Origin of the sequence: Candidatus Methanoperedens sp. (assembly GCA_027460525.1) — an archaeon.
In the GTDB taxonomy this organism is placed as follows: domain Archaea; phylum Halobacteriota; class Methanosarcinia; order Methanosarcinales; family Methanoperedenaceae; genus Methanoperedens.
In genome coordinates this window covers 49,554-73,715 of the sequence record JAPZAS010000034.1, presented here as the reverse complement: position 1 = coordinate 73,715, position 24,162 = coordinate 49,554, and the positions used below count along the sequence as shown (strand labels likewise).

Below are 24,162 nucleotides of genomic sequence, written 5' to 3'. Positions count from 1 at the left end.
GTGTACGGTAGCATCATTTTTGCTCCTGTGGCATTGGTAACTTTTGCCCATCCACTGAATGTTGCCGTCATTGTTGTCTTGTCGACCATAAGCATCGTAACATTTCCGTGGAGTTTTATCATGGCGCCATGGTCATTGTATTGCAGGTTTCCTTCTACCTTACAACCTTTCTTGTCACTCATGTTGTTGGCTTCGAAGCCGAAGGTAGACACATTAGGCATAACGGTGCTGTTAATCCTGCCGCCGCCCTCGGTCATATTCATCTTTTCTTTTTTGTCTTTACTATCTGCCAGAGTTGTGGGAATGGCAAACGCCGCCAACACAACTAATGCCAGTAGCAACACAGTTGTTCGTTTTTCAATTCTCATTTATTTTCCTCCAAATTTCAGTATTTACCTTTCGGCAAGGCTCGCCTGAGACTGCCCTGTACAGCGCCCGCTTGGAGTTTGATGCACTTACCGCAACTGCCTTTTCCAGGTAAACCCCTGTGCATCTCGGATTTTTTAAAGCGTGGTTTAAAAAATAAAAGAGGGTTTTGCCCCCTCTCAATTTTACCTTTGTATCCGTATATTCTCACCTTTCAGGATAGCTCCGTTTGAATACGGATATGTAGGCAGAGATATCTTGAATACATCCACATCTTTTCCATGTTCTCCATTATCTTCGACATAGACTTCGAAATAATAAGAACCAGCATCGTTCACCCTGGCAAGTCCGGTTATCACTCCTTTCTTCCTGTCCTTGGTGGTTGCAACTGTGTTTATCTGGATGCTCTTGATTTTCAGCTTCTTTGCCTGGTCCTGGTATTCTACATTGCCCTGCGCTGTGGCTTTGTCGTCAGGATACTGTGCATCGAGCCTGAAGGTAGCTTTCTTACCATTCGCTGGTATGTCTCCTTCTCCGGTTATCTTGCCCTTCTTGAAGTTACCGAAGTCCAATCCTGTAATTATTGAACCACTTGTTATTATTACTGTATAATTGCCCGTGGCTGGCCATGTCTGAACCCAGCAGACCCTCGACTTCTTTTTGTTGTCATTGTTGTGGTCATTATCCTTTACGTTGTGGTCGTTGTTGTGTTCAATATCCTTCTTTTTATGGTCATCTTCAGTATCGTCGTCTTTTAACTTACACTTTGACTTTTCGCTTATGACGTACGTCCCAGCGGTAAGGTTCATGAACCAGTAGCTGCCGTTGGCATCTGTCGTTGTTGTGATGTTCACGCTCTCGCCTGTAATGGTATCCGTCCCGTTAATGGTTATGTTCCATCCTGCTATACCTGTCTCATTAGGATCTTTTATACCGTTGGCATTGAGGTCGTTGAACTTCATGCCTGAGATGCTTCCTACAGGTGGCTGGTCCCTGAAGTTGCCGAAGTCTTCACCCACTACTTGATTGCCGCCACTGATATTTACGGTATATGTTGCTGAGCCGGTCGCAGATACAGCAGGTGCTGTCTGAATCCAGCCTGGTTTCAGAATTTCTCCGACAGTGTAATTACCATCTGAGAGGTTTGTGAAACTGTAGTTGCCATTAGCGTCTGTCACAATGTTTACAGTGTTGTCGGTTTGATTTGTTAGAGTGATCGTCCAGTTCGCAAGTCCTGGTTCTCCTATGTCCTTCGTGCCGTTGGCATTGAGGTCTTCCCAATTCATGCCTGAGATGCTTCCCGTAGTGGCTTTCGGTTTTCCGCATGTCGATAGAATTGATGTCAGCGCATCGCTTGTTCCGGTTCCGTCTACAGCAGTTACGAATAGCGCACCGCCTGAATTCGAGGCATCTGTTGCCATGGATTCTTCCTGACCAGCGTAGTCTCCTTCGTCTGGGACAAAGACATCAAACCATTTGATACCGAGACCCGCCGAGTCTGAACCGAGAGTTGCCATTTGTGTAACATACGCGGGGTCTCCAAGTGGATATCCACCAGACGCAAGTTCTGAGAATCCATTTGATGGAGCGTCTGTTATCAGTACTGCCAGTTTAAGTGCGCCAGACCTCCAAGGTGTGCTGAAGTTTCCGATTTGAGCCCCCATGAATCCCTTTGCATCTGCTCTCGGTGTTGGACCAAGATTGTGCGTAACAGTGTTCTTTGCCTCGTCAGAAGGTTCAGCGAGATCACCTCCGCCTGATGCAAATTCAGAGGAAATCAGGCTTGAGAATGTCGTCTCTCCGCCCAGCGATTTTGGAGTAAGCGGTTCCTTGACTTCAACTGTGTCTCTGAATGTGACGAACCCTATATTTACATCACCACCGGAAGCAGAATCAACCGCGCTGGTTATACTCGGCAATTCGGACACTATATTGCTTATAGCGCCACCCATGGTTCCTGTATCGTCTAGTACAACTGCAAGGTCGATTGGACCGCAAGTCCCTGACGAAGTCGATGCCGCTCCCACTACAGACTTGGCTATAAGCGGGTTATAGACAGTTCCGTCTTGTTTATATACCGCAGCTATCGCCGGAGCGACTGTAGCCGCTACTAAGGCCATTGCCATTAGCAGCACTATTCCTTTTATTCCTTTCATTTTCTTTTACTCCTTTTCAGAATATTTACCTTCCGGCAATGCCTTGGGGGCTGCCCTGTATAGCGCCTCACACGGCGCTTGATGCATTCATCACGCCATCCCTGCAGGCAAAATACCCATGCATCTCGGATTTTATAAGATACGGTTTAAAAGTGCTCAGGCGCTGGTTTTTAGCGTGGATTGAGATTATTTTTAGCACCCGCACCATTGGCATTATCATGGTAGAATTTACTGTATATAAGCCTTTCTAAAATTATAATGAATGTTAATTATAATGCTCATGTGTTTTTAAAATTTTTATAATTTTGTACTTAAAGCAAATCTTAATCCAAGTTGAAAATAATGATTACAGCAAATCTTGCCTATAAACAACCCATTTATGCTGTAAAGATGCTCATAAGTGATGATAATGACAACAGTTGAACTTTATTATTCAGACACATGCCAGAACTGCCATTCGCTCAGGGCACTTTTACTGGAGATTCTCCCTAAAAACATGAAGTTTAAGGAAATAAACATCTCGCATCCGGAGGGACAGCGCCGCGCCTCGGAACTCAATATAATGTCAGTTCCCGCTGTGGCTATCGATGGGGAGGTTGTGTTCGTGGGAAGGGTTTCCAGAGAGGAAATTTTAAAAGAGATAAGTTTGAGAAAATAATTTTTAATTCTGCAATCGCTATCCTTTTCATGGAAAAACTCGGTTAAGGACTGATGATTAAAATATTTGAGGGCACAATAGTAATAGACGACACGGAAAAATTCCTGCAAAGGCTCAAAAGAATAAGCAAAGAAAAAAACATAGCCATACAGGCTCTGGATGCGGATAAATTAGCAGGCGAGGAGCATATAAGGTTCGCAGTTGAAAAAGCGATAAACTCATTCAAAAACGGCAGGAATATTGCAAAAGACCTCGCCAAGGAAATAATGCTCTATGCAGCAGGGACGCGCCAGATAAACAGGGCGATGAGACTTGGAGTGCATAATAGGAGAAATAATATCGCACTTGTGGCAGTCGGTGAGGTTGTGGATTTCGCATTTAATGAGATAACACCAAAGCATGTGCTTCAATATGACAGTTCCAAAAACGATGCATTGATGGACATTTTCAATATCACAAAAGAAGAGCTCCAGGCTGTTGGAGAGGATAAAATCCCGCAGCTTGTTCTGGAAAGGGTCGCGCTTGTGGATGTGATAAAATAGTCCATGACTTTTGCATCGTCTCAGCGTTTATTAAAGAGCACGCCAAGCAGCTTCCCGAAAACTGAAAAAGCTCCAGAAGACCTCTTTTTCGTTATTATGCCGGGCTCATTAATACCATCGTAAGCCTCGTAATGAACAATACTCGAAAGTGGAAGCCTGGGCGGGACAGAAGCCTTTCCGATTTCGTATCCAAATGCGATTAGTGCTATTATTTCAAGCCTCCCGGGAATGTGCAGTATGTTCTTCAGAAACTCATCTTCAAATGCGCCTATCCAGCACGAGCCAATGCCCAGCGAGGTCGCCATCAGGGTCATATTTGTCCCTGATATTGCAGCGTCAAGAGTATAGGTTTGGCTTCCCGCACCCGGATCTGCACATACTACCAAAACAGCGCCAGCCTCTCCCACATGTCTTGATCTGAATATTTTATAGTAACAGCGTCTGGCTACAGCCTCAAGCGTTTCCTTTTCCGTAATAACGATAAAGCGCCAGGGCTGGGCATTAGCACCCGAAGGAGCCCACCTCCCAGCCTCAAGAATCTGCTCCATAGCCTCATGAGGTATCTTCGCGCCGTCAAACCGCCTGACGCTTCGGCGCCTTTTTATCACACCGAGTACGACATCGCTTTCTTTCAATTCAACTTAATCCCCGTAATGCTCGATATATTGCTCTCCTGCATCGCCACTCCTATCGTGCGTTTCGCAGCCTCTATCATGGGTTTTCGCAGCGACACCACAATAAACTGGGCATTAGCTGCAGCTTTCTGGATGCGCCTTGCCACCTTCTCGGCATTCACGCCATCGAGGAACATATCGATTTCATCAAAAGCATAGAAAGGCGCGGGTCTGTACTGCTGTATCGCGAACAGCAGTGATAACGCAGTCAGGCTTTTCTCCCCCCCTGACATTGCCTCAAGACGCTGCAGGGTCTTCTCCGAGGGCTGCGCTTTTATGGTCATTCCGCCAGAGAAGGGAACATCGGGGTTTTCAAGGAAGAGCTCTCCTGTGCCGTCGGATAACTCAGCAAAAACCTGCTTAAACTGCTCATTCACTCCATTGAAAGTATCCATGAATGCTTCTTTTTTCAGTTCCTCATATTTCTTGATTCGAAGCAGTATCTCCTCCCTTTCATGGAAGAGGATATCGCGGCGTGATTTCAAATCCTTCTGCCTGTTCTCCACTTCATTGTACTCATCAATCGCCCTCATGTTGACAGGCTCAAGTTTTTCCATTGCACGCGTAAGCGCAAGGATTCTCTGCGCAATGGATTCGGATGAAGGCACCTCCTCATCACGGTTTATGCCCAATTCTGCGATATCATTATCAAGCTTGATTATCTGCTCTGTCAGGGCGTCTTTTGTAGAATAAAGAGCCAGCAGATTTCTTTCCATATCGTTCATCATTCTCAGTATATCATCAAGCCTTTCCTTGATAGAAGAATGTTCTTTTTGAACCAGAGAGCGCTTGTTCTGAAGCTCAAGCAGTTCAACGCTCAGTTCTTTTTCTCTCGTATTCTTAATGTTAAGCTCGGATTCCAGGGTTTTGATCTTTTCTTTCAAGCCATTTATCTTTTCCCTGTGTTCATTTTTCTTTTTATCAAAAAGAGATATCTGTTCTTTTATCTCATCTATCTTTGCCTGCGCATATCGCCGCTCAAGTGTGACAGCATTGATGCCGGCCTCGATGTCCCGAAGCCTTCCCTCAAGCCTCTGTATTTCATCCTCAATCAGCGATGCTTTGCTGTTAAGCTCTGGCACCTCCGAGCCAGACAACTGCTCCTCGATTTTACTTATCTCTTCCAATAATTTATTTATGACTGCATCCTTTTCCCGCTTTTTATCCTCTACACTATCCATGTCCTTCTTTATAGCTGCGCGCTCTCTCTCTATTTCATCAAGTTCCTTTTTCCTTGTTTCTATAACCTGAGCCAGCCGCGTGCCCCGGCTCATGATCTCGGTCATCTGCATCCCAAGCTTTGTAATCTCGTTATCAAAACCCAGAGATTCAGCCTTCGCCTGCTCCAGATGTTCTTCGAATTTTTCAAGTTTGGCGAGAGAGGATTTACGCCTGCCTTCGTGCTCTGCTATCTCTTCTGCAATTTTTTTAATATTCTCGGCTTCGCCAGAAGCAAATGAGAGTTTCGATCTGATGGTGCCCCCTGTCATGGCACCAGCCTTCTCGATTAATTCCCCTTCCAGCGTCACAAGGCGCCTGCCTCCCATGAGCCGCCTTGCAGTTGCCAGGCTGTCCGAAACAAGCGTATCCTTGAAAACATACCAGAAGGCTGGGTCAAACTTTTTATCGTACTCAACAAGGTTAATCGCGTAGTCGATTACACCTTCTTTTTCCGCTCTGGAAATTTTTTGCATCGACTCCATTTTGTTTAAAGGTAAAAAAGTCACCCTTCCCAGGCGCCTTTCCTTCAGGTAATTTATTGCCCTTGCTGCATCCTCATCATTATCCACAACCACAGCCTGCATCCTTGCACCTGCAGCTATTTCCAGAGCCACAGAGAATTTCTTATCCACCTTCCCGAGTTCCGCAATCGTGCCGTAGATACCGGGAAGTTCCCTGTTTTTCCTTGCGCGAAGCACGGACTCGACGGGCTCGCTGTAATTGAGCTCAGCCGCTGCTTTTATTCTGGCTTCTGACTTTGCATATTCCTGCTGCAATGTCCTGAGCTGGTTTTCTAAGTCTGATAACACGCTTTTTATCTGTGCCCTGTTTTTCTCAAGGTCAAAGGCATCCTTTGCCAGCTCCTGCTTCTTTGCGTTTATTTCTTCTATCTGTGCTTTCGCCGAAGCGGCATCAAAATCAGCAGACTGTATCTTGGATAAGGAATCCTGCATCTCAAGCTCCCTGTCCCGCGCCTCAGAGGACTTTCGCCTTATCGCATCAAGCAGGCGGTCCTCCTCGCGCATAAATTCATTCTTTTCGTTTTTCAGCGCCTCAAGCTTTTGCTTTGTCTCATCCAGCCTATCCTTTGTGTCGGAAAAACTTGCATCCACTTCCGCAATCCTGCTCTTTAGCACAAGGAGTTGCGTGTTTTTATCACCAATCTCACCCGAAATGGTTTCGCATCTTCTAGTTTCTTCGTTTAATTTTTCATTAAATTGGGCAACTTTTCCCTGGACGTTATCAATCTCAACGAAGGCTTTTCTTTTCTGGGACTCGATGTCGTTGATTTCATTCTCGGCAATCTCAATAGTGCTGATGCAGCGTGAAATTTCACCCCTTATGGATTCTATCTCTTTCTTGAGGGCTATCTGTTCACCCTCCCCTTTCTGGATTATCAGCGAGTTTAAGTCCGAAAGCTTCTCTTCGATTTCACGCAGCTCATATTTTCGCTGTTCAACCTGTTTTGTGAACTCTTCCTTATTCGTCTCTTTATCCTTTAGCTCACCTTCGAGCTTGCGGAGTTCATTCTTTGCATCCTTCTGCCTGGCAAGCAGGATGTATCCTTCGTATTTTCGCTTCTCATCGCGCAGGGACTGGTATTTCAAAGCCTGGTCGCGCTCCTGCTTGAGCTTCGCAAGCTGGTCATCGACCTCGCCGATGATTATATCCACCCGTTCTATGCGCTCCCGCACGATTTCCAGTTCGTTTAACGCCTGTTCTTTTTTATCATCGAACTCAGCTACGCCTGCAATCTCATCGATTATTTTTCGCCTCTCGGTGGTCGTCATTTCGATTATGCTTGTTACGTCCCCCTGCATAACCACATTATAACCTTCAGGAGTTATCTTGGCTTTTGAAAGGTAGTTATGGATGTCTGCTAAGCCTACGGCTTTTTCATTAAAATAGTAATAACTGTAATAGCCTGATTCTGTCTGTCTTACCTTGCGGGTTATCACAACCTCGTCGGAATCAACAGGCATCTCCCGGTCTTTGTTATCAAAACAGATGGTCACCTGGGCGAAATCCCGTGTCCTTGCGCCATCGCCGTTGTAAATAAGGTCGGTGAGTTTCTCTGCCCTGAGAACCCTTGAACTTGAGAGACCGAGTGCGAAAAGAATACCGTCGATTATATTGGATTTTCCACTTCCGTTTGGGCCGGAAATGGTTGTGAAATCATCAAAGAAAGGAATTTTTACTTTTTTACCGAAGGATTTGAAGTTTTGAAGCTCAATCTCTTTGATATGCACTATTTACCTCTTTTCAAGGTCTCTACTATTTCCACCCCTTCCACTACCCTCTCGCTCTTCTTTACAGACGGTTTTTTTAATAGTTCTTTTTGCTTATCATCCGCCACGATTATCTTTTCTTCAGCTTCGATTACAGGCGCCTGTTTTCTCTTCTCTTTTGGCACATAGGTGCCGGCAACTATGTATTCACTCTTAGGTTTTGGTTTCTCGGGAGGCTTTTCTTCCCTGGGCTTTACCTCCTGCTTTATCTTTGGCTCTTCTTTTACCTGTACCGGTTTTTTAATCTGTAGCTCCTGAACTATTGATTTCTGGTCAAGAAGTTCTTTCATGACGCCGTCATAGGCGCTATTGAGTTCTATGAGCCTGTGTTCCAGCCTGTCCATTCGGTTTTCGCTTTCACGTACTGCGCTGCCTTTGGATTTTTGCTGATCAAGAAGGGAATCTCTGAGGGATTTGTTCAATTCAATTATCTCATTGACTTTCTCACTGAATTTCATCCTGATATCATCTAGTGTGGATTCGCGAAGCTTGATCTTATCTGCAAATCGTTTCTCCACTTCCATGATAATAGATTCTCGTAAAGATTCCTGCATCTGTGCAATCTCTTTATCTTTAGCAGCCAGTTTTTGCTCAAGTCTCTCTATTATAATATCCCTTTCAGTGCTCATCTGTATCCCTCGTATCTAATCGGCAAAAATGGTCAAATAGTTTTTGGTTCATGACTTTTTGCATAATACACATATCGTATTAAGTTAAATAATTTATGGGGAGAGCCGCTTTCTGTCTCTCGGGAATAATACGACTTCGCGGATATTATCTATACCCAGCATTGTCATGAGCAGGCGTTCTGCTCCAAGACCCCAGCCCGAATGGGGGGGCATGCCGTACCTGAAGGCTTTGAGGTAAAAATCAAAACCGTCTGCGTTCAATCCCTGCTCAGTAATCCTGCGCCGCAATAATTCGTACGAATGGACGCGCTGTGCTCCCGAGGAGAGTTCCATGCGCGGATGCATCATATCAAAAGCCCGGCAGAGCTCGGGTTTATTCTCATAAGGCATGGCGTAGAAGGGTTTTATCTTCGTAGGCCAGTCCGTGATGAAGTAATGCTCACCTATGGCTTTCCCGATGGAGTGTTCTGATTCCGTGGTAAGGTCTTCTCCCCATTCGATTTGCTCGCCGCTTTCGGAAGCGATTTTAATCGCCTCGTTGTAGGTAATGCGCTTGAATGGCGTTTTTGGAATTACTGGTTCAACGCCAAGTGTTTTGAGATAGTTTGCCCCGTTCTCCGCTACGTTTGAATAAACATATTTTACCAGGTTCTCAAGTATTGCCATTACATCCTCTTGATCAAGGAAACTCGCCTCTATATCGATGGACGTGGCTTCGTTCAGGTGTTTCCGGGTATCGTGTTCCTCTGCCCGAAATATTGGACCTATCTCAAACACGCGGTCAAGTCCTCCCGACATCATAAGCTGCTTGAAGAGCTGCGGGCTCTGGTTAAGAAAGGCTTCGCGCTCAAAATACGTTATGGGGAAAAGAGCTGTTCCCCCTTCGGTTGCAGTAGCGACAACTTTCGGGGTTGTGATTTCAATAAAACCTTGGTTGCTCAGGTACTCGCGTATGCTCCTCAGGACAAGGTGCCTCAGCCTGAAAACAGCCTGAGTTTGCGGACGGCGCATGTCCATGAACCTTGCATCAAGCCTGGTATCAAGGTCTGCATCCACCTTGCCCGTGGTATCCATGGGCAAAGGCGACTCTGCTTTTCCAAGCACCACAACCTCTGACGGGATGAGTTCATAACCGTTGGGAGCTTTTGCTTCTTTCTTGATATTTCCTGTGACTGCTACCACTGATTCGCGTGAGAGGTTGCGAACGGTTTCAAGCAAGCTTTTGTCTATTGTCTTCTTGAAAAGCGTAACCTGCACAAGCCCTTCCCGGTCTCGGACGACGAGAAAAGTAATCCCGCCCAGGTCACGTATCTCATGCGCCCACCCGCAGATGGTTACACTGCTGCCGTTCATTTCGGGTGTTATCTGAGTTGAGTAATGGGTTCGTATCATGAATATCAGCCTCTGTAATGAGCAATAGTGTTATTAATATATTGGAATTATGAGACTTTTCACACTGGCTCTTTGCGCCCTTTGCGATGAGTAGTTCTTAACCGCGAAGAACGCAAAGTACGCAAAGTGCAATGATTTTAAAATAACCACAAATTATATATGGCAGTAATACTTTATAGGTGCAAATAATACTCCCAGTAATAATATGGTGATAAAACAATGTTAGGCGGATTCAGCGAAGAACAGATAAGAAGATACTCACGCCACATCATTTTACCTGAGGTTGGCGGAAAAGGGCAGAAGAAACTACTCGCATCAAAGGTATTGTGCATAGGCGCTGGTGGCCTGGGCGCACCCATAATCGAATACCTCGCAGCTGCAGGTGTGGGAACCCTTGGTATAATAGATGACGACACCGTTGACCTGAGCAACCTCCAGCGCCAGGTCATACACGGCGGGAATGTTGGAAAACCAAAAGCCGAATCCGCAAAGCAGTTTGTGAACAACCTCAATCCTGATATCGAGGTAAAAACATATATCGAGCGGCTGAATGCAGGCAACGTCGTGGATATTTTCAGGGAATACGATATCGTTGCTGACGGCTCTGATAACTTTGCAACCCGATACCTGGTGAACGATGCCTGCGTGCTCACCGACAAACCCCTTTCCCACGGAAGCATATACAGGTTTGAAGGGCAGGTAACTACGATAATACCGCATAAGGGACCGTGCTACAGATGCCTCTTCGAACATGCTCCTCCTCCAGGAATGGTGCCGAGCTGCCAGGAAGCAGGCGTGCTCGGGGTTCTGCCCGGCATAGTAGGAGTAATCCAGGCAACAGAGGTTGTGAAATACCTGCTCGGGATTGGAGAGTTGCTTGTAGGGAGGCTTATTTACTACGATGCACTCAACATGACCTTCGATGAGATTAAAATGCGATGGAACAAACAATGCCCTGTATGCGGCGAAGAACCCAAGATAACCTCAATACAGGAAGAGATATATGGTGAATCATGCAGAGTATGAGCAAGGTAACCCAGCTTGATTTGAGAGGTGAGGTATGCCCCTACACCTTTGTGAAGACAAAGCTCAAACTCGAGGAGCTTGAAAGCGGCGAGGAGTTGAGCGTGACCTTTGACCATGCCCCGGCTGTGGAGAACGTACCGAGAAGCCTGAAGAACGAGGGGCACAAGATACTCGGAATCGAACAGAAGGGCGAGCACCTCTGGAATGTAAGGATACGCAAGGCATGAAACTCGGGATACTCCTGACCACAAACCCTGAGAATGAGAATACCAATACAGTTATTGCCATAAGCTCGGCAGCCCGTGAGGCGGGTCATGAGGTATTTATTTTTTTGATGTACGACGGCGTGTATAACGCACATAAAAAGGAGTTTGCAGAGCTGGTGGATAAAGGCGTTAATATAGCAGTCTGTGCGTTCAATGTCGAGCAGCGAAAGATGGGAAGGGTGGATGGCATATTGTTCGGAAGCCAGTACGACCACGCATGCATAGCAAGCGATGTGGACAGGTTTATTTCTTTCGGGTGAACTATGAAAAAAATAGCAGTGATTGTGAGAAACCTGCCGTTGAATACACGCAGGAATGCCGAGGCACTGAGGATGAGCGTGGGATTGACGCTGGTCGGGGATAAGGTCACGGTCATTTTCATGGAGGACGGCGTTTATACTGCCACGCACATAAAACCTGAAGTGCTTAATTTTGCGCCGCTGGATAAGGAATTCGGAGCGTTTTCAATGCTAAAATGCACCCTCCTGGCTGATAAACCATCCATGGAAAAGAGGGGAATAAGTGAACTTATTGCAAATGTAAAACCGACAGAACGTGAAGAGCTTGTGAATACAATCACAGAATCCGATATTGTGATACCATTTTAATCATGAAGATACTGCATATTATCCGGAACCCGAACGATGCAACCCCGCTTGAGATAGCAAAAGCGCAGAGCAAAGACAACGAAGTGGCAATACTTCTGCTGCATGATGCTGTGTACGCAAAACCTGAATTGCCCGCCTATGCCTGCGCGAAGGATGCAGAAGCGCGAGGGGTTACAGGGCATGAATGTGTGGGATATGACAGGATTGTTGAGATGCTGTTTGAATACGATAAAGTGGTTTCGTGGTAAACATAAAAAGTTTGCTTGGCTGTGAGATAGGTAGTACTTCTCCATCATTTTTTTGGTTTTATACGCAGCCCAATATCACCGCCGCAGGTAAAAGGCTCCATCTCCATCTCTGACCCTTCTTTGAGGTCTAACTTTTCACATATCTCTGACGGTACGGTAATTATCAGGTTTTTACCGGATTTGCGAAGTTTTACTACTTCACCCATATTATCACCTTTTTTGTAGGATATCTTAGTATTGCTTTAATATCGGAATAAGATAAAGGTTTTCAGGGCAAATTATTCATTTTACAGGACGAAGAAGCTCATGCTTATCATTAAATTAAAGTTGGAAGCTATTGTTACCATTGCGAAAACCAGGTAATATCATCACATTTAAAATAAATAAGTATTTTTTGTGATGATATTACTTCCTGTTTATAACTGGATTATGAGATAGTGCTGCAACTCTCGTTATATATTTATAGAGATTCTTATTTATGAACATATCCCATTGAACAAATGCTAGTAGTTTAATCTTGCTGAGCATTTTATGCCCTGCGTCTGCGGCTGTGAGGCCTCGCTGCGCACAGCCTCCGAGTGATAAGTGGTAAAGTTGTAAAGTGGAAAGTAGCTACGGATTCCTCAGAAGGCGAAAGCCAACGTCACCGTAGCGGCCGCCAAGGGCGAGGCCGCCGCGGTGGAGGTCGTCAGGGACGAGACCGCCGCGATGCGCAGAGCGAAGGTAGCTGGCGAGGTCGTACCAGCAACCGCCCCGAAGGACCCGGTCGGAGCCATCTCCTTCCCATGCACTTCCATCAGTAGGTGCGCCGTTGTAGCTATTGTGGTATATATCCTGCACCCATTCCCAGACATTGCCGTGCATGTCGTATAATCCCCATGGATTGGACTTTCTCTGACCGACTTCATGAGTTCTGCTCCCAGAGTTCATAGCGTACCATGCATATTCGCCGAGCTTTGATTCATCATCGCCGAAGGAATATCTTGTAGTTGTGCCTGCACGCCCCGCATATTCCCATTCTGCCTCTGAGGGAAGACGGTACCTGTTCGTGCCCTCTTTCTCGTTTAGCTTTTTGATGAATTCTTGAACATCGTTCCATGATACGCTTTCAACAGGCAGGTTGTCACCTTTGAAATTAGAGGGATCATTTCCCATAACTTCGCGCCATTGCTTCTGAGTAACCTCATATTTGCCCATGTAGAAAGCCTTTGATATTTTTACATGATGGACAGGACCTTCATTACCATCTCTGTCTTTTTCACTTTCTGGAGAGCCCATATCAAATTCGCCTGCTGGTATAAGCACGAATTCCATGCCGATGGAGTTGGTGAAAGTACTCTGATATAGGGCTGGCGTAGATGCGAGTGCTGGAGAAACTGTATGAGTAACCTTGGAAGTCTGAGTTACACTTGCAGTTGCTTTAGGTGCTGGTGTGGATTTCGTGGTTCCAAGCGCTTTGGTTGCACCCGGCGCAAGCCAAAGGTATCCCAGCAACAATACAATCAGCAGCACCAGCGCCACAACAAAGAAGCCTTTCCACCATGTTCCTTCATTAGGCTTAGAATTAGATATATTACTGGATAGTGGCTTGGTAATAAGCTCTATTTTGACTTTAGTCTCCTCTTCATCTAGTTTGACTGTAATATACTCGGTATAGGTTTTCCCCCAGTCTGTTCCAACTGCTTCGAGTTCAACTTTTAATGGAAGTTCATCTGATACAGATGTTGAATACCAGCGAACGACTTTCATCCACGACTTTGGAGTGCTGAACCAAATCTTTGAATAAGGGCCACCGATATTCTGAATAGTAAACGAGGCCACCTTGATATTACCAGGACCTACATTATCAAATCGGATATGCTCAGGGGTAACGACCGGTTTGGGAAACGCGGAAGATTTTGGCGGATTGGTGCTTGTACTGTTATTATGTCTCTCAAACCATTCCTTATCATACTCTCGGCGCTTTTGGGGGTCACTGAGCCATTCGTAAGCAATATTGACCTTTTTCAGGTCTTCCACATTTTGATCCAGGACCCATTTCGGCTTGCCTTTATTTAAATCGGGGGATAGTGTGAAGCTTTTGTAATTATGAGATTTCTTTATATCTTCATCACTCACCGTCGGGTCGTCTATTCCAAGTATTTGATAATAGTCTTCCCATTTTCGTAACCAAGGTGGAACGGGCATACTTTTGTGGTCTGCCTTTTGTTGTTATCTTTTATTCAACGTGTTCATTTTATTTGCCAGGCAGCATAAGTGCTGCAGAGGATATACCGGTTTCGAAATGTTCTTTAGTCACTTTAATGCCTAAATCTTTTCTCGAAGCTAATTCCTTTAGGAATTTTTGGTCGGCATCATCTGTCCCAATGGCGATAATATCAATTCCTTGATTCTTAGCTTCTTGTGCTATGGATAATGTTTCTCTTGCATTATTAGGTATGCCATCAGTAACAATAACCATAACTCTAAATCCTTGTGTCCCTCTGAGTTTATCTATAGCTAACCGGATACCTGCAGTCATATTAGTGCTACCATCAATTGAAATATTATTAATTATAGGTATTAATGCTTTATAATCACGTTGCGGTTCTATATGATATTTGGCATGATCAGCAAAGGTTATCAATCCACTTGAGTATCCTTTGTTTTGAGCACTTTTTGAGAAGTCAATTGCTCCTCTTTTGGCCTGCTCAATTTTTTCGCCAGCCATGCTTCCTGAACAGTCAATTACCAGATAGACGTATCCATTGATCAGGCTATCAGAGTTAACGGATTTGCCTCCTCTTTGAATTTCCACACTATTATCAGATACAATAATGGTACTTTTATTTCGCTTGAATATTTCGATACATTGGTTTGAGGCATTATCCATAAGGCACTATCTATATCATCACAATAAATACTTATTTATTATTTAATGTAATGATATTACCTGGTGTTTAACGATGGTAACAATAGCTTCCAACTTTAATAACTTTTCCACAATCCCCCCATCTTCAAAATGTTTTCAAGGAGTTAGGGATTAAAGTTTTCAGTTAAAATCAAATCAACACGACGTTACTTTTAGCCTATATACCCCAGATCCTCTTCTTTTCTCTTCTTTTCCTGCATATCTTTCAAATACTTCTTAAAACCTTCATCGAATTTTTTAGTTTCAATTTCAATTCTGCTCAAATCGATGTCAATAGCAAGAAGCTCGGAAACTTTTTTTATTCCGGCATGACATGCTTTTATATCCAGTGCCTCAGGAAAGGCAGTCTCACTGAGGAGGGCTATTCCTTTTATTCCTTTTCGCGATGCATATTCGATTACAAGGCCATTGACTCCGCTTATTTTAAGGCTGCCATCTGCTATCTTCACACCGCTTCTCTCTAAAAATCGCAGAAGTTCGAGCGAGGTTGCAACCCCAAGAACTTGCGGCTCTTCGACATATCTCTGTACCTGTGTTGCAATTACTGTATAAATAATATCAACTCCGCAAAGCTTCGCCGCTTCAACTATTTTCTCAGCGAGCTCATTATCCTTTGTGATATAGCCAAACTGGATATCACCCAAGAACAATATGATATTTTCTTTCGCCGAGTAGTAGAACCTAAAAGGGCTTATTTCCCTGTCTAATGGTACTACCAGACCTTTTTCAAACAACGCCATGGAAGGTGAAAGATAAGGCATTGGAATATCCGCAAACAATTCCGGCTTCAGGAATTCCATAAAATAGTTAATAGTACTCTTGGCAACCATGCCCATACCTGGAAGACCCACTAACATGCGGGGGTTTGCCATTTCTGGTTTTTTTAAGAATCTTAAATCCATATCTTTTCCTATGCTATGGAATATGTGACCATCTTTCTATCCAATCTCATATCTTCAGGTTTATCTTCCACGTCAAAATGCGGGATGCCATATTCATCGTTCATTTTCGAAACAATGGTTTCAAAGTCCGATCCTTTCATCAGTTCATCGATAAGCACTATCACCGGCCCTATTATCTTGTAATCACAGAACCATTTATGGAGGATTAGATCTATGCTATCACCCACATAGTCATGCAATACCTCCTTATAATACATCTCACTCTTGCAGCAATCAAGATAGAACAACTGGTATGGTTTTCTTCGCGGGTGATCAGATCCCTTCTTCATAGTATCAGTAAAATAACTGACATCGTCGCTCAGGCTGAGATGCCTGCCATATCCTGCATGGGTTTTCAAATATATGAGGTCTTCTTGCGCAAGAGTTTCGCGCCATAATTCCTGGAGGTTGCCGCGATAATTTCGTCCGAGGACAAGCTGTATCCGTGCTTTTATACTCTTATCATTAAAACTGAATGTTTTCTGGTATTCTTCAAGTCCTCTTTTGCTGTCGGTCATCTTAAGACCGATCAGTCTCAATTTTCTCCTTGCCTCAAGGAATACTTTATAATCAAAATTGGCGCCCAGCGGGTCAGGTCCTATGAGAAGTGTTCCGTTGAATTCACCGTTATTGAACAGCATGTCGTATCGTGGGGCGATGCGGATTATCGAGGGCATAGATCCTTTGCTATTTTGATATTAATAAAACGTCTATAAATACTTCAATGTAAAATTAACCTGACCATTTACTTGCTTAATCAACCCCCTAATCCAGGGCAGAGAGGCGCTTCATCATCAAGGACATTATCCCGGGCTTGCCATTCTTGGTTCCTGATGGAAAACCAAACATCCCCATATCAGAGCCTCCTAAAAACTCTTTCTCCCACCGCTCGGTTATTTCCTTGAATATCCTCTTGTAGGCAGTACAGTGGGGATCAACGCCCTTTATTTCACAATCTGTAGGCGCCATGGCATTATAGGGGCATCCGCCCCGGCAGAACTTGATATATTTACATTCCCCGCAATTTTGGTCCACATATTCCTTGAACTGGAACATAAGCTTCCATGCATGAGAATTGGCAAGCTCTTCCCTTCCCGGATGGTCATGAACATTACCCATGACATATTTCGGCAAGCCCACAAAGCGATAGCAGGGATATATGCTCCCGTCAGGTCCCACCGCGAAGGTATCCCCCATGCAATCCACGAATGTGCAGACTGTGCCCCGACTTGTGAACACGCATTTGCACAGTTGATCGATGTTCATGATCTCGATATTGCCCATGTTTTCCAGATATTTATCCAGAAGATAGATCAACAATTCACCATACTCTTCCGGAGAAAGCGCCCATTTCCCGGGATTTTCGGAACGTATTGATGGCAGTGCAGGGTGTAATTTAAGATTTAAACCGTTCTCCAGGAAAAAATTGAAAATTTCCTCTTTGAACTTTATAGAGTAGGAGGTGAAGGTGCAGATGAAGCTCACCTTGAGACCGGAAGCTTTAGCGATTTCATAGCCCCGCATGGTCTTATCGTAGTATCCTTTTCCTCTCTGCAGGTCAGTAAGTTCCTTTGGACCATCCAGACTGGAACCGATGGGGATATTATACTTAGCCAGAATCTTGGCAAGTTCCGGGGTCATTTTCCAGAGATTAGTCTGCAGAGCAAGAGCCGGTTTCAGATGACTTAGACCCTCAACCAGTAGAGGTAGCGCTTGCCTGTAAAAATCCGCGCCTGCCAGGAGCGGCTCACCGCCATGGAAAGTAAAGGTGACAGGTTCATTCCGGAAAGTCTTGAGCCAATTAACAACTTCTTTGATGGTCTCAATGCTCATTACCGGGGAACCTTCCTCTGAACTCCAGCAATAACTGCATTTGGAAGGACAGCCCAGAGTGGGGATCAGCATCACGTGAAAAGCCATAAGAAACCATTTTTGAACTTTCTTCAAACTATTAATAGTTTTCCCGTACTTTTAATTACTCCTCTATAAACTCATAGAATTTATCCCAGTCAAGCACCGTGGAAACACACCCCGCCTTCTCCAGCACAAGTCCAACACCGTAAAGGTTTAATTTCTCACACATTTCAAGCCCTGCCTTCACTTCTGTCATGCAACCCACGCCCAATATTGCCGAAGGCTTATGCTTCCGCACCAGTCTTTTTATAAAACTGGAACCTGGCACGATAAATACCTTATAACCCATAGCCTCGGCGCTTTTCTTGGCATTTCCGACATCGCAGCCGCAATTGGTGCACTGCATACCTTCCTGGCTCAGGTTGGACTGGCAGGTGGATGCTCTCAAGCATTGCGGGAAAAATATCATGCGCTTGTTTACTGGGGTTTCCCTGAATTTCCTGAGGGAAATCTTGTTCTTTAGCGATATGCCCACATCATCCACGATGGAATCATCCATCCTGACAAGACGGAATAATGCTTTGACCAGGTTCTCAAGCAGAGTAATCGAGAACAGCATGAAATTCGGGAAAATAAATCTTTCGGTTTTAAAGGAATACGCTATCAGCAGTGAAACCGTTACCGCGATTATGAATAAAAATATTACAAGGTATACTACTGCCTGACCTATTATTGTGAATAAAGGCTGTATTTCAAACATCTATGCAGTATGAATATTTTTTTGGAGCATAAGGTTATCTAAAGTTTAGATATCAAGCACCGTATTTATCTCCTCAAGCGCCTTCGCATAAATCCCGGCTTTATTCAGGTACGCAGCGAGCTTGAGCGGGCGAACACCGCCCGGATGATATGTGATTACAGCCGAAGGAGCGCAGTGCTGCACCATGCCGATAAGACCGTTCACATCCATGTGGTCGCTGATATTGATGGTTGGGAAATTGTAACGCATCCCGGTGAGAATGAACTTCCTTGCTGCATGGATTTTCATTATTCCGCCTGGCGTGGTGATACGAACCCCGCAGTTGCTCTCAAGGTCGGTAAGTGCGCCTGTGTTCTCCATCAATCCTTCAGTGAGCGCTCGCGATACAGGCTCCATTCCGATATCTCCAGAATAGCCGGATTCCCGGAGCAGCCTCACGGCGCGCTGGGCTTTCCCGAATGCATATGCCCCGAACGCTAGATCATCCGAAGTTTCCACAGCCTCTTTAAAAGCATTGATATCGTCCTTGAAATGACATTTCGGGTCATCGGGGTCTCCGTAGTTTGCTTCCGTAACCATGAGATCGCATTTCGGCATGTCCTTTGCATCCTTGACATCACCGGTGACCAGAATCCTTGTCCCAACGTCATTTTCCCAGTAAAAAGCACATGACCCTATGGTGTGGTGGGTGGGATATGTTCTTACCTCAACCCCGGAAATTTGAACAGTCTCCCCGATTTTAAAAGTCCTGCCTGCGTATTTCTTCCCGTAGAGGATTTCAAGGGCTTTTGCGGTTTCTTGCGAGCATACCGCTTTTTCAGAAAGCATGGCGGATTTTCCATGATGGTCTGAATGGGCATGGGTAATCAGGTAGGCATCGGGAGAAAAAGAGTTTGTTGTATCTATTGCAAAAGTTAACCTTCTCTCTGCGTTAAAAACCAGGGAGACATGGGGCTTGAATCCCCTTCCAGAGCGGTGTCTTATGGGGAGCACGCCGAGGTCAAATAAAGGTTTCAATAGAACCACTTTACATCAAAGCTGTGTTTATATCCGCTTCCAGCACGTTTGCCCGGGTCACGCCCACGTACCGCTTGAACAATGCGCCGTCTTTTTCAAGAATCAGCGTGGGTACGGCATGTACAGTATATTTGGCAGCAAGCTCGTTGTTGGTATCAACGTCCACTTTCTTAAATTCTACTTTATCCGCGAATTTCTTCTTCAGCTCCTCGAGAATCGGGTCCTGCATCTTGCATGGACCGCACCATTCTGCAAAAAAATCCATCAGAACAATTTTACTCATTTATTTTCCTCCTTTTGCAGGCATTATAGCGTTATGGTTTAAAATAGTTGCCTTTTAGCTATTTCAAACCCTCAAGAACCTTTATTATTTCTTCTATATCGGGAAGCTGGGCAATCGGGTAAACCTTCGCAAATACCACCTGCTGTTTTTCATCTATAATTATATTCGCCCTTTCAGAAAAACCTTCTTTTTCCCTGAATATGCCGTACAGAGCTGCGACCTCGCCATGCGGCCAGAAATCGGAAAGCAGCCTAGTATTCTTGATGCCCAGCTCCTTTGCCCATGCTTTTTTTGATGGTACTGTGTCCACGCTAATACCAAGAGCAATGGTGTTCAGTTTCTCAAACCTGTTTCGATTCTTCTCCAGCGACTTCATCTGCTCTGCACACACACCTGTCCATGCGAGAGGATGAAAGGACAGCAGCACACGTTTGCCTCTGAAGCCGGATAAGGTGATATCTTTTCCGTCCTGGTCGCTTAAAGTAAAATCCTTTGCCTTATCTCCTGTTTTAACGCTCATAATTTATACACCTCGTGATTTTTGTTTAAACCCCCGTCCTCCGATGTAATAATATTTGCATTTTCCCTATATTAAAGTTTTTGTGAGCGCAAGAGACAGATTTATATACTGAATTTGCATAGTATATGTCGGTGGACAGATGAGACTAAGTAAAAATAATCTTTTGATAATATGGATTGTGCCGATAATCTTTGGTTTAATAATAATTTACAACTTCTGGACTGCTATTCAAACACTGCTCCCTCGTGGTATGTCAACTTATTTGATTTATAACCAGCTTGCTGTTATAGGAGCGGCAGTTTTCATAGGGGGTGCTGTTTACTGGAGCGTACTTGTTTACTATATTCATCTGATCCAGGAGAACGAAGTTGTTATCCAGGATAACTTTACCCAGCTTGCAGGAAGCGGAACGGCGCATCTTGAGAGCGCTAAAAAACTGATTACCAAAGTGCTGGAAGATATCAAAGCTGTTGAGCGCAAACCCCAACAGTAATTTTTATTTTAATATATTGCTGGCAGCCTCGACACCAGGTCCCATTTTCCTGACCACGTCGTTCCTGTGAAGCACTATCTCCACAGCCTGGACCGTGCTCAAAATATCCAGTTTACTTATGTTGCCCATGCTCCCTATCCTGAATATCTTGCCTTCAAGGGGTCCCTGCCCGCCTGAAATCTGAATTCCAAGTTCCTTTATCCCGCCGCGCAGTTTCTTATCATCTATACCCGTGGGTATTTTCATGGCTGTGACCGTGTTTGAATACCTGCTGTATTTATTCAACTTCGGGAACATCTCAACCGCCATGGCATCCGCAGCAGCGCGCAGGGCTTCTGCATAACTGGCATGTCTTTTGATGCGCGCCGGAAGTCCTTCTTCTTTTACAATCTTCAACGCCTCGTGCAGCGCAAAAAACAAGGGAATGGCGGGCGTGTAGGGTGTCTGTGCTGTCTCTTTGCCCGCTGATTTCCTGTATGCTTTCAAATCCATATAATAAGGCGGCTTCTCAACCATGGATTCCCATGCTTTCCTGCTCACCGAGATCGCGGATAATCCAGGGGGAGCGCCGATGCACTTCTGCGAGCCCACAACAGCGATATCCACGCCCCACTTATCCACCAGCACCTCGTCGCCCCCGATGGTGGTTACGCCGTCCATTATAAACAGTGTGCCGTATTTTTTCGCAAGTTCTCCTACCTCTTTTGCAGGGTTCTTGATGCCCACCGATGTGTCGTTATGCACCAATGTTACAGCTTTTGCCCCTTCTGCCAGTGCACTCTCCACTTTATCCAGTTCGATGGATTCGCCTTCAGTCCAGTCGAATTTTACAGGTTTTACATTGCCGTAGCGCTCGCCTATTTCTCGAAACCGCTCCCCGAACTTGCCGTTCTCTATTGTCACAAGTGTATCTTTTTCCCCTATCACGTTCCCAACAGCAGCCTCCATGGCGCAGCTGCCTGAACCGCTTATGATGTACATCTCGTTCTTTGTTGCAAAAAGCTCCTGCAGGATTGATCTGCATTCGTTATACATGTCACCGAATTCCTTACCGCGGTGTCCGATTATGGGTTTTGACATGGCACGGAGTATTCGAGGTGCAACGGGTACAGGTCCTGGTATCATAAGCAAAGTATTTTCAAGGTTCATAATTGTTCTCCAGATATTTTTGCCTAATACAACTAACTTGCATGTATATTTTTTGCCAAGTTAAGAAATCATAATATACGTTAAAAGCTTTTTATGTAAAACATGCATAAAGTCGGAATCGCAGATACCACATTCTCACGCATTAACATGGGGAAAATTGCAATCCACGAGCTAAAGAAAGGCGCTTCGCTGCAAATAGAACGATACACGGTTCCGGGAGTGAAAGACCTCCCTGTGGCATGTAAAATATTAATCGAGGAAAAGGGATGCGATATCGTGATTGCTCTCGGCATGCCGGGTTCGCAGCCCATAGATAAGATGTGCGCTCACGAAGCCTCGCAGGGCATAATCCAGGCGCAGCTCATGACCAACACGCATATCATCGAGGTCTTTGTGTACGAGGACGAGGCAAAAAATGAGAGCGAGCTAGCCTTGCTTGCGGAAAAACGCACCCGTGAGCATGCGCAGAACGTGCTCAAGCTCTTATTTCGTCAGGAACAATTGCAGCGCGAGGCTGGCACAGGACAGAGGCAAGGTTTTGCTGATGTCGGGGCTATAAGGCAATAATCGAACCAAACTAAAATTGTATTTAGTAACATTGTAATAGTTACGATGGACAGGTTGGGGAGTGGGGGTTAGTGTATTTAAAAATAGATTTTCCTGCCCATCGTAAGCGCCAATAGATACATCATTGTATTTAAAATTTACGGATAATTTCCACTGTGATTTCCACAATGAACAGGGTCTTCAATAATGCCGAGTCGGCAGCCCGTTTTTTACATCGTAAACATATACTGCGTTGTCGTGGAAAGCTCTTTTCTAATCTTTGGAAGATGGGGATAGTATATAGTCATAGAGTCCTGTTCTTCCAGGCTTCTTTTTTCTGGCTTTTCATCTTCGTGTAAAACTCTATTTATTATCCTGCATTCAAGCCTTCCTGAAATCTTAATCGTGCCCCTTTCCATCGAGGAACTCATTTCAAGATAGATTGGAAGCCGAAGCTTATCGTGCTCCCATTCCGGTACTATGGATGCCAGTTTTTCAAGCTCCTTTTTATCGAACGAATGAGTTGAGCCATCCAGGTTTTTTATGTCAGGTATGTCTTCCAGAAGAAGCTCTTTAAGTGTTCTCCTTTTTTTAGGGAGGTGCCTGTTCAGCGTCTGCAAAAATCTTAACGAGATCTTTTTCTCGAAATCGTCTTCTCTTAGCATGGATTTTTGAGTCTTTCAATTGTTAAATATCTGCGGTTCTCTTCCCCGCAGCCACAATTATCGGCAGCGTGATTGTCGCATCGGAATACACGGTCACAGCCCTCGCATTCTCCCCGACCTTACCCCACGAGCGCGCCTCATCGAGCGTGGCGCCGGAAAGCCCTCCTGTTTCGGGTCTGTCCATGGTAAGCTGTATGGCATAATCAAACGACCTTGGAGTAACAAGCATGGACTGGAGGATAAAGTTCTTGGGCACCCCGCCGCCCACTATCATCGCGCCAGCATGTTTTGCCTCGTAGCAGCGGTCAATCAATCCACGCATATCATCAAACACATCTACATTGAGCGGCTTAGTCTGTTTGTATAACCATGCCTGCAGACCGATTATGGAGTCCTGGAGCGCAGGGCAGTACACAGGTATATGCATATCATACGCGCTTTTCAATATCGAGTTGTCGTCATCAAGCTTCGCGCCTATGTGTGAGAGAAGCTCCGTTATCGACAGCCTATCAGGAAGTTCCCTGAAAATGGACTGCATCTTATCCTCAAACTCGGAGAAATGCTGCTCAGGCAGGAACACATCATAGATTCGGTTAACAGCTTCATGTTTTAACTGGATGTCATCCACGGCATGAGTTCCTTTGTAATGGCGAAGCCCCATGGACTCGATTATGTCATGAACAAGGTTGGCGCCTGTGGTAACAAGAATATCAATCTCCCTTTCCCGTATCAGGTCGCTTACGATCTGCCTCATGCCTGCAGGCACCATAGCTCCGGCTAAGCCAAAGAACTTGGTACACTCCTTATCGTTCACCATTTCCCTGTATATCTCGATGGCTTCGGAAAGCCGTCCTGCCCCGAAAGCACAACCTGAAAAAGAATCCGCAAGCTGTCTTACGGTCATGTCCTGTGTTATCTTCGCATGCCTGATAGGTCTTTGCAATTCCAT

Annotated in this window: 29 protein-coding genes and 1 pseudogene; 9 read left to right on the top strand and 21 right to left on the bottom strand. The window is 45.1% G+C overall.

Annotation, left to right across the window (positions count from 1 at the left end; all coding sequences use genetic code 11):
* From O8C68_12495 to O8C68_12485, 3 genes are all read right to left on the bottom strand, one after another.
* Window positions 1–368 (bottom strand): hypothetical protein (locus O8C68_12495; protein MCZ7396609.1); only part of this gene is annotated, 368 nt, incomplete at its 3' end.
* 183 nt (window positions 369–551) lie between these two features.
* Window positions 552–2,522 (bottom strand): SpaA isopeptide-forming pilin-related protein, encoded by a 1,971-nt coding sequence (locus O8C68_12490; protein ID MCZ7396608.1) that lies wholly within the window; start codon window positions 2,520–2,522, stop codon window positions 552–554.
* Window positions 2,523–2,589: 67 nt separating this feature from the next.
* Entirely contained in the window at window positions 2,590–2,742 is a 153-nt protein-coding gene (locus O8C68_12485) for a hypothetical protein (protein MCZ7396607.1), read from the bottom strand.
* 189 nt (window positions 2,743–2,931) lie between these two features.
* Here O8C68_12485 and O8C68_12480 point away from each other — a divergent pair, with 189 nt between their 5' ends.
* Both O8C68_12480 and cgi121 read left to right on the top strand, forming a co-directional pair.
* Entirely contained in the window at window positions 2,932–3,180 is a 249-nt protein-coding gene (locus tag O8C68_12480; GenBank protein MCZ7396606.1) for a thioredoxin family protein, read from the top strand.
* A 53-nt stretch (window positions 3,181–3,233) separates the two neighbouring features.
* Entirely contained in the window at window positions 3,234–3,722 is a 489-nt protein-coding gene (gene cgi121, locus O8C68_12475; protein ID MCZ7396605.1) for a KEOPS complex subunit Cgi121, read from the top strand.
* A gap of 20 nt (window positions 3,723–3,742) precedes the next feature.
* Here cgi121 and O8C68_12470 read toward each other — a convergent pair whose 3' ends face one another.
* The 4 genes from O8C68_12470 to aspS all read right to left on the bottom strand — a co-directional run bounded on the left by O8C68_12470 (window position 3,743) and on the right by aspS (window position 9,926).
* On the bottom strand, window positions 3,743–4,357 hold the full coding sequence (locus O8C68_12470) for a nitroreductase family protein (GenBank protein MCZ7396604.1): 615 nt from the start codon (window positions 4,355–4,357) through the stop codon (window positions 3,743–3,745).
* Window positions 4,354–7,866 carry a chromosome segregation protein SMC gene (gene smc, locus O8C68_12465; GenBank protein MCZ7396603.1) on the bottom strand — a complete coding sequence of 1,171 codons (3,513 nt, stop codon included), beginning with the start codon at window positions 7,864–7,866 and terminating at the stop codon, window positions 4,354–4,356. The genes O8C68_12470 and smc overlap by 4 nt, the downstream gene beginning before the upstream one ends.
* Window positions 7,866–8,534, bottom strand: a complete 669-nt coding sequence (locus tag O8C68_12460; GenBank protein MCZ7396602.1) for a hypothetical protein — start codon at window positions 8,532–8,534, stop codon at window positions 7,866–7,868. The genes smc and O8C68_12460 overlap by 1 nt, the downstream gene beginning before the upstream one ends.
* Before the next feature lie 93 nt (window positions 8,535–8,627).
* A complete protein-coding gene (gene aspS, locus O8C68_12455; GenBank protein ID MCZ7396601.1) occupies window positions 8,628–9,926 on the bottom strand; it encodes an aspartate--tRNA(Asn) ligase in 1,299 nt (432 codons plus the stop codon).
* Window positions 9,927–10,145: 219 nt separating this feature from the next.
* On the opposite strand from aspS, the gene moeB reads away from it, so the two are divergent.
* The 5 genes from moeB to O8C68_12430 are packed head-to-tail and all read left to right on the top strand — an operon-like array spanning window position 10,146 to window position 12,074.
* Window positions 10,146–10,952 carry a molybdopterin-synthase adenylyltransferase MoeB gene (gene moeB / locus O8C68_12450; protein MCZ7396600.1) on the top strand — a complete coding sequence of 269 codons (807 nt, stop codon included), beginning with the start codon at window positions 10,146–10,148 and terminating at the stop codon, window positions 10,950–10,952.
* Window positions 10,949–11,179: a sulfurtransferase TusA family protein gene (locus O8C68_12445; protein MCZ7396599.1), complete on the top strand. Its 231-nt coding sequence runs from the start codon at window positions 10,949–10,951 to the stop codon at window positions 11,177–11,179. Before moeB ends, O8C68_12445 begins: the two co-directional genes overlap by 4 nt.
* Entirely contained in the window at window positions 11,176–11,478 is a 303-nt protein-coding gene (locus O8C68_12440) for a DsrE family protein (protein ID MCZ7396598.1), read from the top strand. Before O8C68_12445 ends, O8C68_12440 begins: the two co-directional genes overlap by 4 nt.
* A gap of 3 nt (window positions 11,479–11,481) precedes the next feature.
* On the top strand, window positions 11,482–11,826 hold the full coding sequence (locus O8C68_12435) for a DsrE family protein (protein ID MCZ7396597.1): 345 nt from the start codon (window positions 11,482–11,484) through the stop codon (window positions 11,824–11,826).
* 2 nt (window positions 11,827–11,828) lie between these two features.
* Window positions 11,829–12,074: a hypothetical protein gene (locus O8C68_12430; GenBank protein MCZ7396596.1), complete on the top strand. Its 246-nt coding sequence runs from the start codon at window positions 11,829–11,831 to the stop codon at window positions 12,072–12,074.
* Between the two features lie 44 nt (window positions 12,075–12,118).
* On the opposite strand, the gene O8C68_12425 is transcribed toward O8C68_12430, so the two are convergent.
* The 11 genes and pseudogenes from O8C68_12425 to O8C68_12375 all read right to left on the bottom strand — a co-directional run bounded on the left by O8C68_12425 (window position 12,119) and on the right by O8C68_12375 (window position 20,360).
* Complete coding sequence (locus tag O8C68_12425) at window positions 12,119–12,280, bottom strand: AbrB/MazE/SpoVT family DNA-binding domain-containing protein (protein MCZ7396595.1); 162 nt, start codon at window positions 12,278–12,280, stop codon at window positions 12,119–12,121.
* Window positions 12,281–12,686: 406 nt separating this feature from the next.
* Window positions 12,687–13,388 carry a formylglycine-generating enzyme family protein gene (locus tag O8C68_12420; GenBank protein MCZ7396594.1) on the bottom strand — a complete coding sequence of 234 codons (702 nt, stop codon included), beginning with the start codon at window positions 13,386–13,388 and terminating at the stop codon, window positions 12,687–12,689.
* A gap of 645 nt (window positions 13,389–14,033) precedes the next feature.
* Window positions 14,034–14,261: pseudogene (locus O8C68_12415) on the bottom strand (DnaJ domain-containing protein).
* A 49-nt stretch (window positions 14,262–14,310) separates the two neighbouring features.
* Complete coding sequence (locus O8C68_12410; protein ID MCZ7396593.1) at window positions 14,311–14,946, bottom strand: VWA domain-containing protein; 636 nt, start codon at window positions 14,944–14,946, stop codon at window positions 14,311–14,313.
* A gap of 191 nt (window positions 14,947–15,137) precedes the next feature.
* Entirely contained in the window at window positions 15,138–15,857 is a 720-nt protein-coding gene (locus tag O8C68_12405) for a PAC2 family protein (protein MCZ7396592.1), read from the bottom strand.
* A 38-nt stretch (window positions 15,858–15,895) separates the two neighbouring features.
* Window positions 15,896–16,603, bottom strand: coding sequence for a hypothetical protein (locus O8C68_12400; GenBank protein ID MCZ7396591.1), 708 nt, complete (start codon window positions 16,601–16,603; stop codon window positions 15,896–15,898).
* A gap of 88 nt (window positions 16,604–16,691) precedes the next feature.
* Entirely contained in the window at window positions 16,692–17,831 is a 1,140-nt protein-coding gene (locus tag O8C68_12395; GenBank protein ID MCZ7396590.1) for a TIGR04083 family peptide-modifying radical SAM enzyme, read from the bottom strand.
* A gap of 70 nt (window positions 17,832–17,901) precedes the next feature.
* Entirely contained in the window at window positions 17,902–18,540 is a 639-nt protein-coding gene (locus O8C68_12390) for a DUF116 domain-containing protein (protein ID MCZ7396589.1), read from the bottom strand.
* Window positions 18,541–18,585: 45 nt separating this feature from the next.
* Window positions 18,586–19,557, bottom strand: a complete 972-nt coding sequence (locus tag O8C68_12385) for an MBL fold metallo-hydrolase (GenBank protein MCZ7396588.1) — start codon at window positions 19,555–19,557, stop codon at window positions 18,586–18,588.
* 10 nt (window positions 19,558–19,567) lie between these two features.
* Window positions 19,568–19,840, bottom strand: coding sequence for a thioredoxin (gene trxA, locus O8C68_12380; GenBank protein MCZ7396587.1), 273 nt, complete (start codon window positions 19,838–19,840; stop codon window positions 19,568–19,570).
* Window positions 19,841–19,898: 58 nt separating this feature from the next.
* A complete protein-coding gene (locus O8C68_12375) occupies window positions 19,899–20,360 on the bottom strand; it encodes a peroxiredoxin (GenBank protein ID MCZ7396586.1) in 462 nt (153 codons plus the stop codon).
* A 139-nt stretch (window positions 20,361–20,499) separates the two neighbouring features.
* On the opposite strand from O8C68_12375, the gene O8C68_12370 reads away from it, so the two are divergent.
* On the top strand, window positions 20,500–20,853 hold the full coding sequence (locus O8C68_12370) for a hypothetical protein (GenBank protein MCZ7396585.1): 354 nt from the start codon (window positions 20,500–20,502) through the stop codon (window positions 20,851–20,853).
* Window positions 20,854–20,856: 3 nt separating this feature from the next.
* Here O8C68_12370 and O8C68_12365 read toward each other — a convergent pair whose 3' ends face one another.
* Window positions 20,857–22,002: an alanine--glyoxylate aminotransferase family protein gene (locus tag O8C68_12365; GenBank protein MCZ7396584.1), complete on the bottom strand. Its 1,146-nt coding sequence runs from the start codon at window positions 22,000–22,002 to the stop codon at window positions 20,857–20,859.
* A 102-nt stretch (window positions 22,003–22,104) separates the two neighbouring features.
* On the opposite strand from O8C68_12365, the gene ribC reads away from it, so the two are divergent.
* Window positions 22,105–22,569: a riboflavin synthase gene (gene ribC / locus O8C68_12360; protein MCZ7396583.1), complete on the top strand. Its 465-nt coding sequence runs from the start codon at window positions 22,105–22,107 to the stop codon at window positions 22,567–22,569.
* A gap of 209 nt (window positions 22,570–22,778) precedes the next feature.
* On the opposite strand, the gene O8C68_12355 is transcribed toward ribC, so the two are convergent.
* Window positions 22,779–23,213 carry a DUF61 family protein gene (locus O8C68_12355; protein ID MCZ7396582.1) on the bottom strand — a complete coding sequence of 145 codons (435 nt, stop codon included), beginning with the start codon at window positions 23,211–23,213 and terminating at the stop codon, window positions 22,779–22,781.
* A gap of 22 nt (window positions 23,214–23,235) precedes the next feature.
* Window positions 23,236–24,162: a deoxyhypusine synthase gene (locus tag O8C68_12350; GenBank protein ID MCZ7396581.1), complete on the bottom strand. Its 927-nt coding sequence runs from the start codon at window positions 24,160–24,162 to the stop codon at window positions 23,236–23,238.

Excerpts from the sequence above, each read along its gene's own strand:
- aspS (MCZ7396601.1), bottom strand. The coding sequence starts at position 9,926 with ATGATACGAACCCATTACTCAACTCAGATAACACCCGAAATGAACGGC.
- O8C68_12355 (MCZ7396582.1), bottom strand. The coding sequence starts at position 23,213 with ATGCTAAGAGAAGACGATTTCGAGAAAAAGATCTCGTTAAGATTTTTG.
- O8C68_12350 (MCZ7396581.1), bottom strand. The coding sequence starts at position 24,162 with ATGGAATTGCAAAGACCTATCAGGCATGCGAAGATAACACAGGACATG.
- O8C68_12480 (MCZ7396606.1), top strand. The coding sequence starts at position 2,932 with ATGACAACAGTTGAACTTTATTATTCAGACACATGCCAGAACTGCCAT.
- O8C68_12430 (MCZ7396596.1), top strand. The coding sequence starts at position 11,829 with ATGAAGATACTGCATATTATCCGGAACCCGAACGATGCAACCCCGCTT.
- O8C68_12405 (MCZ7396592.1), bottom strand. The coding sequence starts at position 15,857 with ATGGCAAACCCCCGCATGTTAGTGGGTCTTCCAGGTATGGGCATGGTT.
- O8C68_12435 (MCZ7396597.1), top strand. The coding sequence starts at position 11,482 with ATGAAAAAAATAGCAGTGATTGTGAGAAACCTGCCGTTGAATACACGC.
- O8C68_12490 (MCZ7396608.1), bottom strand. The coding sequence starts at position 2,522 with ATGAAAGGAATAAAAGGAATAGTGCTGCTAATGGCAATGGCCTTAGTA.
- O8C68_12460 (MCZ7396602.1), bottom strand. The coding sequence starts at position 8,534 with ATGAGCACTGAAAGGGATATTATAATAGAGAGACTTGAGCAAAAACTG.
- trxA (MCZ7396587.1), bottom strand. The coding sequence starts at position 19,840 with ATGAGTAAAATTGTTCTGATGGATTTTTTTGCAGAATGGTGCGGTCCA.
- O8C68_12410 (MCZ7396593.1), bottom strand. The coding sequence starts at position 14,946 with ATGGATAATGCCTCAAACCAATGTATCGAAATATTCAAGCGAAATAAA.
- O8C68_12395 (MCZ7396590.1), bottom strand. The coding sequence starts at position 17,831 with ATGCTGATCCCCACTCTGGGCTGTCCTTCCAAATGCAGTTATTGCTGG.
- O8C68_12365 (MCZ7396584.1), bottom strand. The coding sequence starts at position 22,002 with ATGAACCTTGAAAATACTTTGCTTATGATACCAGGACCTGTACCCGTT.
- cgi121 (MCZ7396605.1), top strand. The coding sequence starts at position 3,234 with ATGATTAAAATATTTGAGGGCACAATAGTAATAGACGACACGGAAAAA.
- O8C68_12425 (MCZ7396595.1), bottom strand. The coding sequence starts at position 12,280 with ATGGGTGAAGTAGTAAAACTTCGCAAATCCGGTAAAAACCTGATAATT.
- O8C68_12370 (MCZ7396585.1), top strand. The coding sequence starts at position 20,500 with ATGAGACTAAGTAAAAATAATCTTTTGATAATATGGATTGTGCCGATA.
- O8C68_12445 (MCZ7396599.1), top strand. The coding sequence starts at position 10,949 with ATGAGCAAGGTAACCCAGCTTGATTTGAGAGGTGAGGTATGCCCCTAC.
- O8C68_12400 (MCZ7396591.1), bottom strand. The coding sequence starts at position 16,603 with ATGCCCTCGATAATCCGCATCGCCCCACGATACGACATGCTGTTCAAT.
- O8C68_12440 (MCZ7396598.1), top strand. The coding sequence starts at position 11,176 with ATGAAACTCGGGATACTCCTGACCACAAACCCTGAGAATGAGAATACC.
- ribC (MCZ7396583.1), top strand. The coding sequence starts at position 22,105 with ATGCATAAAGTCGGAATCGCAGATACCACATTCTCACGCATTAACATG.
- O8C68_12485 (MCZ7396607.1), bottom strand. The coding sequence starts at position 2,742 with ATGATAATGCCAATGGTGCGGGTGCTAAAAATAATCTCAATCCACGCT.
- moeB (MCZ7396600.1), top strand. The coding sequence starts at position 10,146 with ATGTTAGGCGGATTCAGCGAAGAACAGATAAGAAGATACTCACGCCAC.
- O8C68_12375 (MCZ7396586.1), bottom strand. The coding sequence starts at position 20,360 with ATGAGCGTTAAAACAGGAGATAAGGCAAAGGATTTTACTTTAAGCGAC.
- O8C68_12420 (MCZ7396594.1), bottom strand. The coding sequence starts at position 13,388 with ATGGAATTCGTGCTTATACCAGCAGGCGAATTTGATATGGGCTCTCCA.
- O8C68_12390 (MCZ7396589.1), bottom strand. The coding sequence starts at position 18,540 with ATGTTTGAAATACAGCCTTTATTCACAATAATAGGTCAGGCAGTAGTA.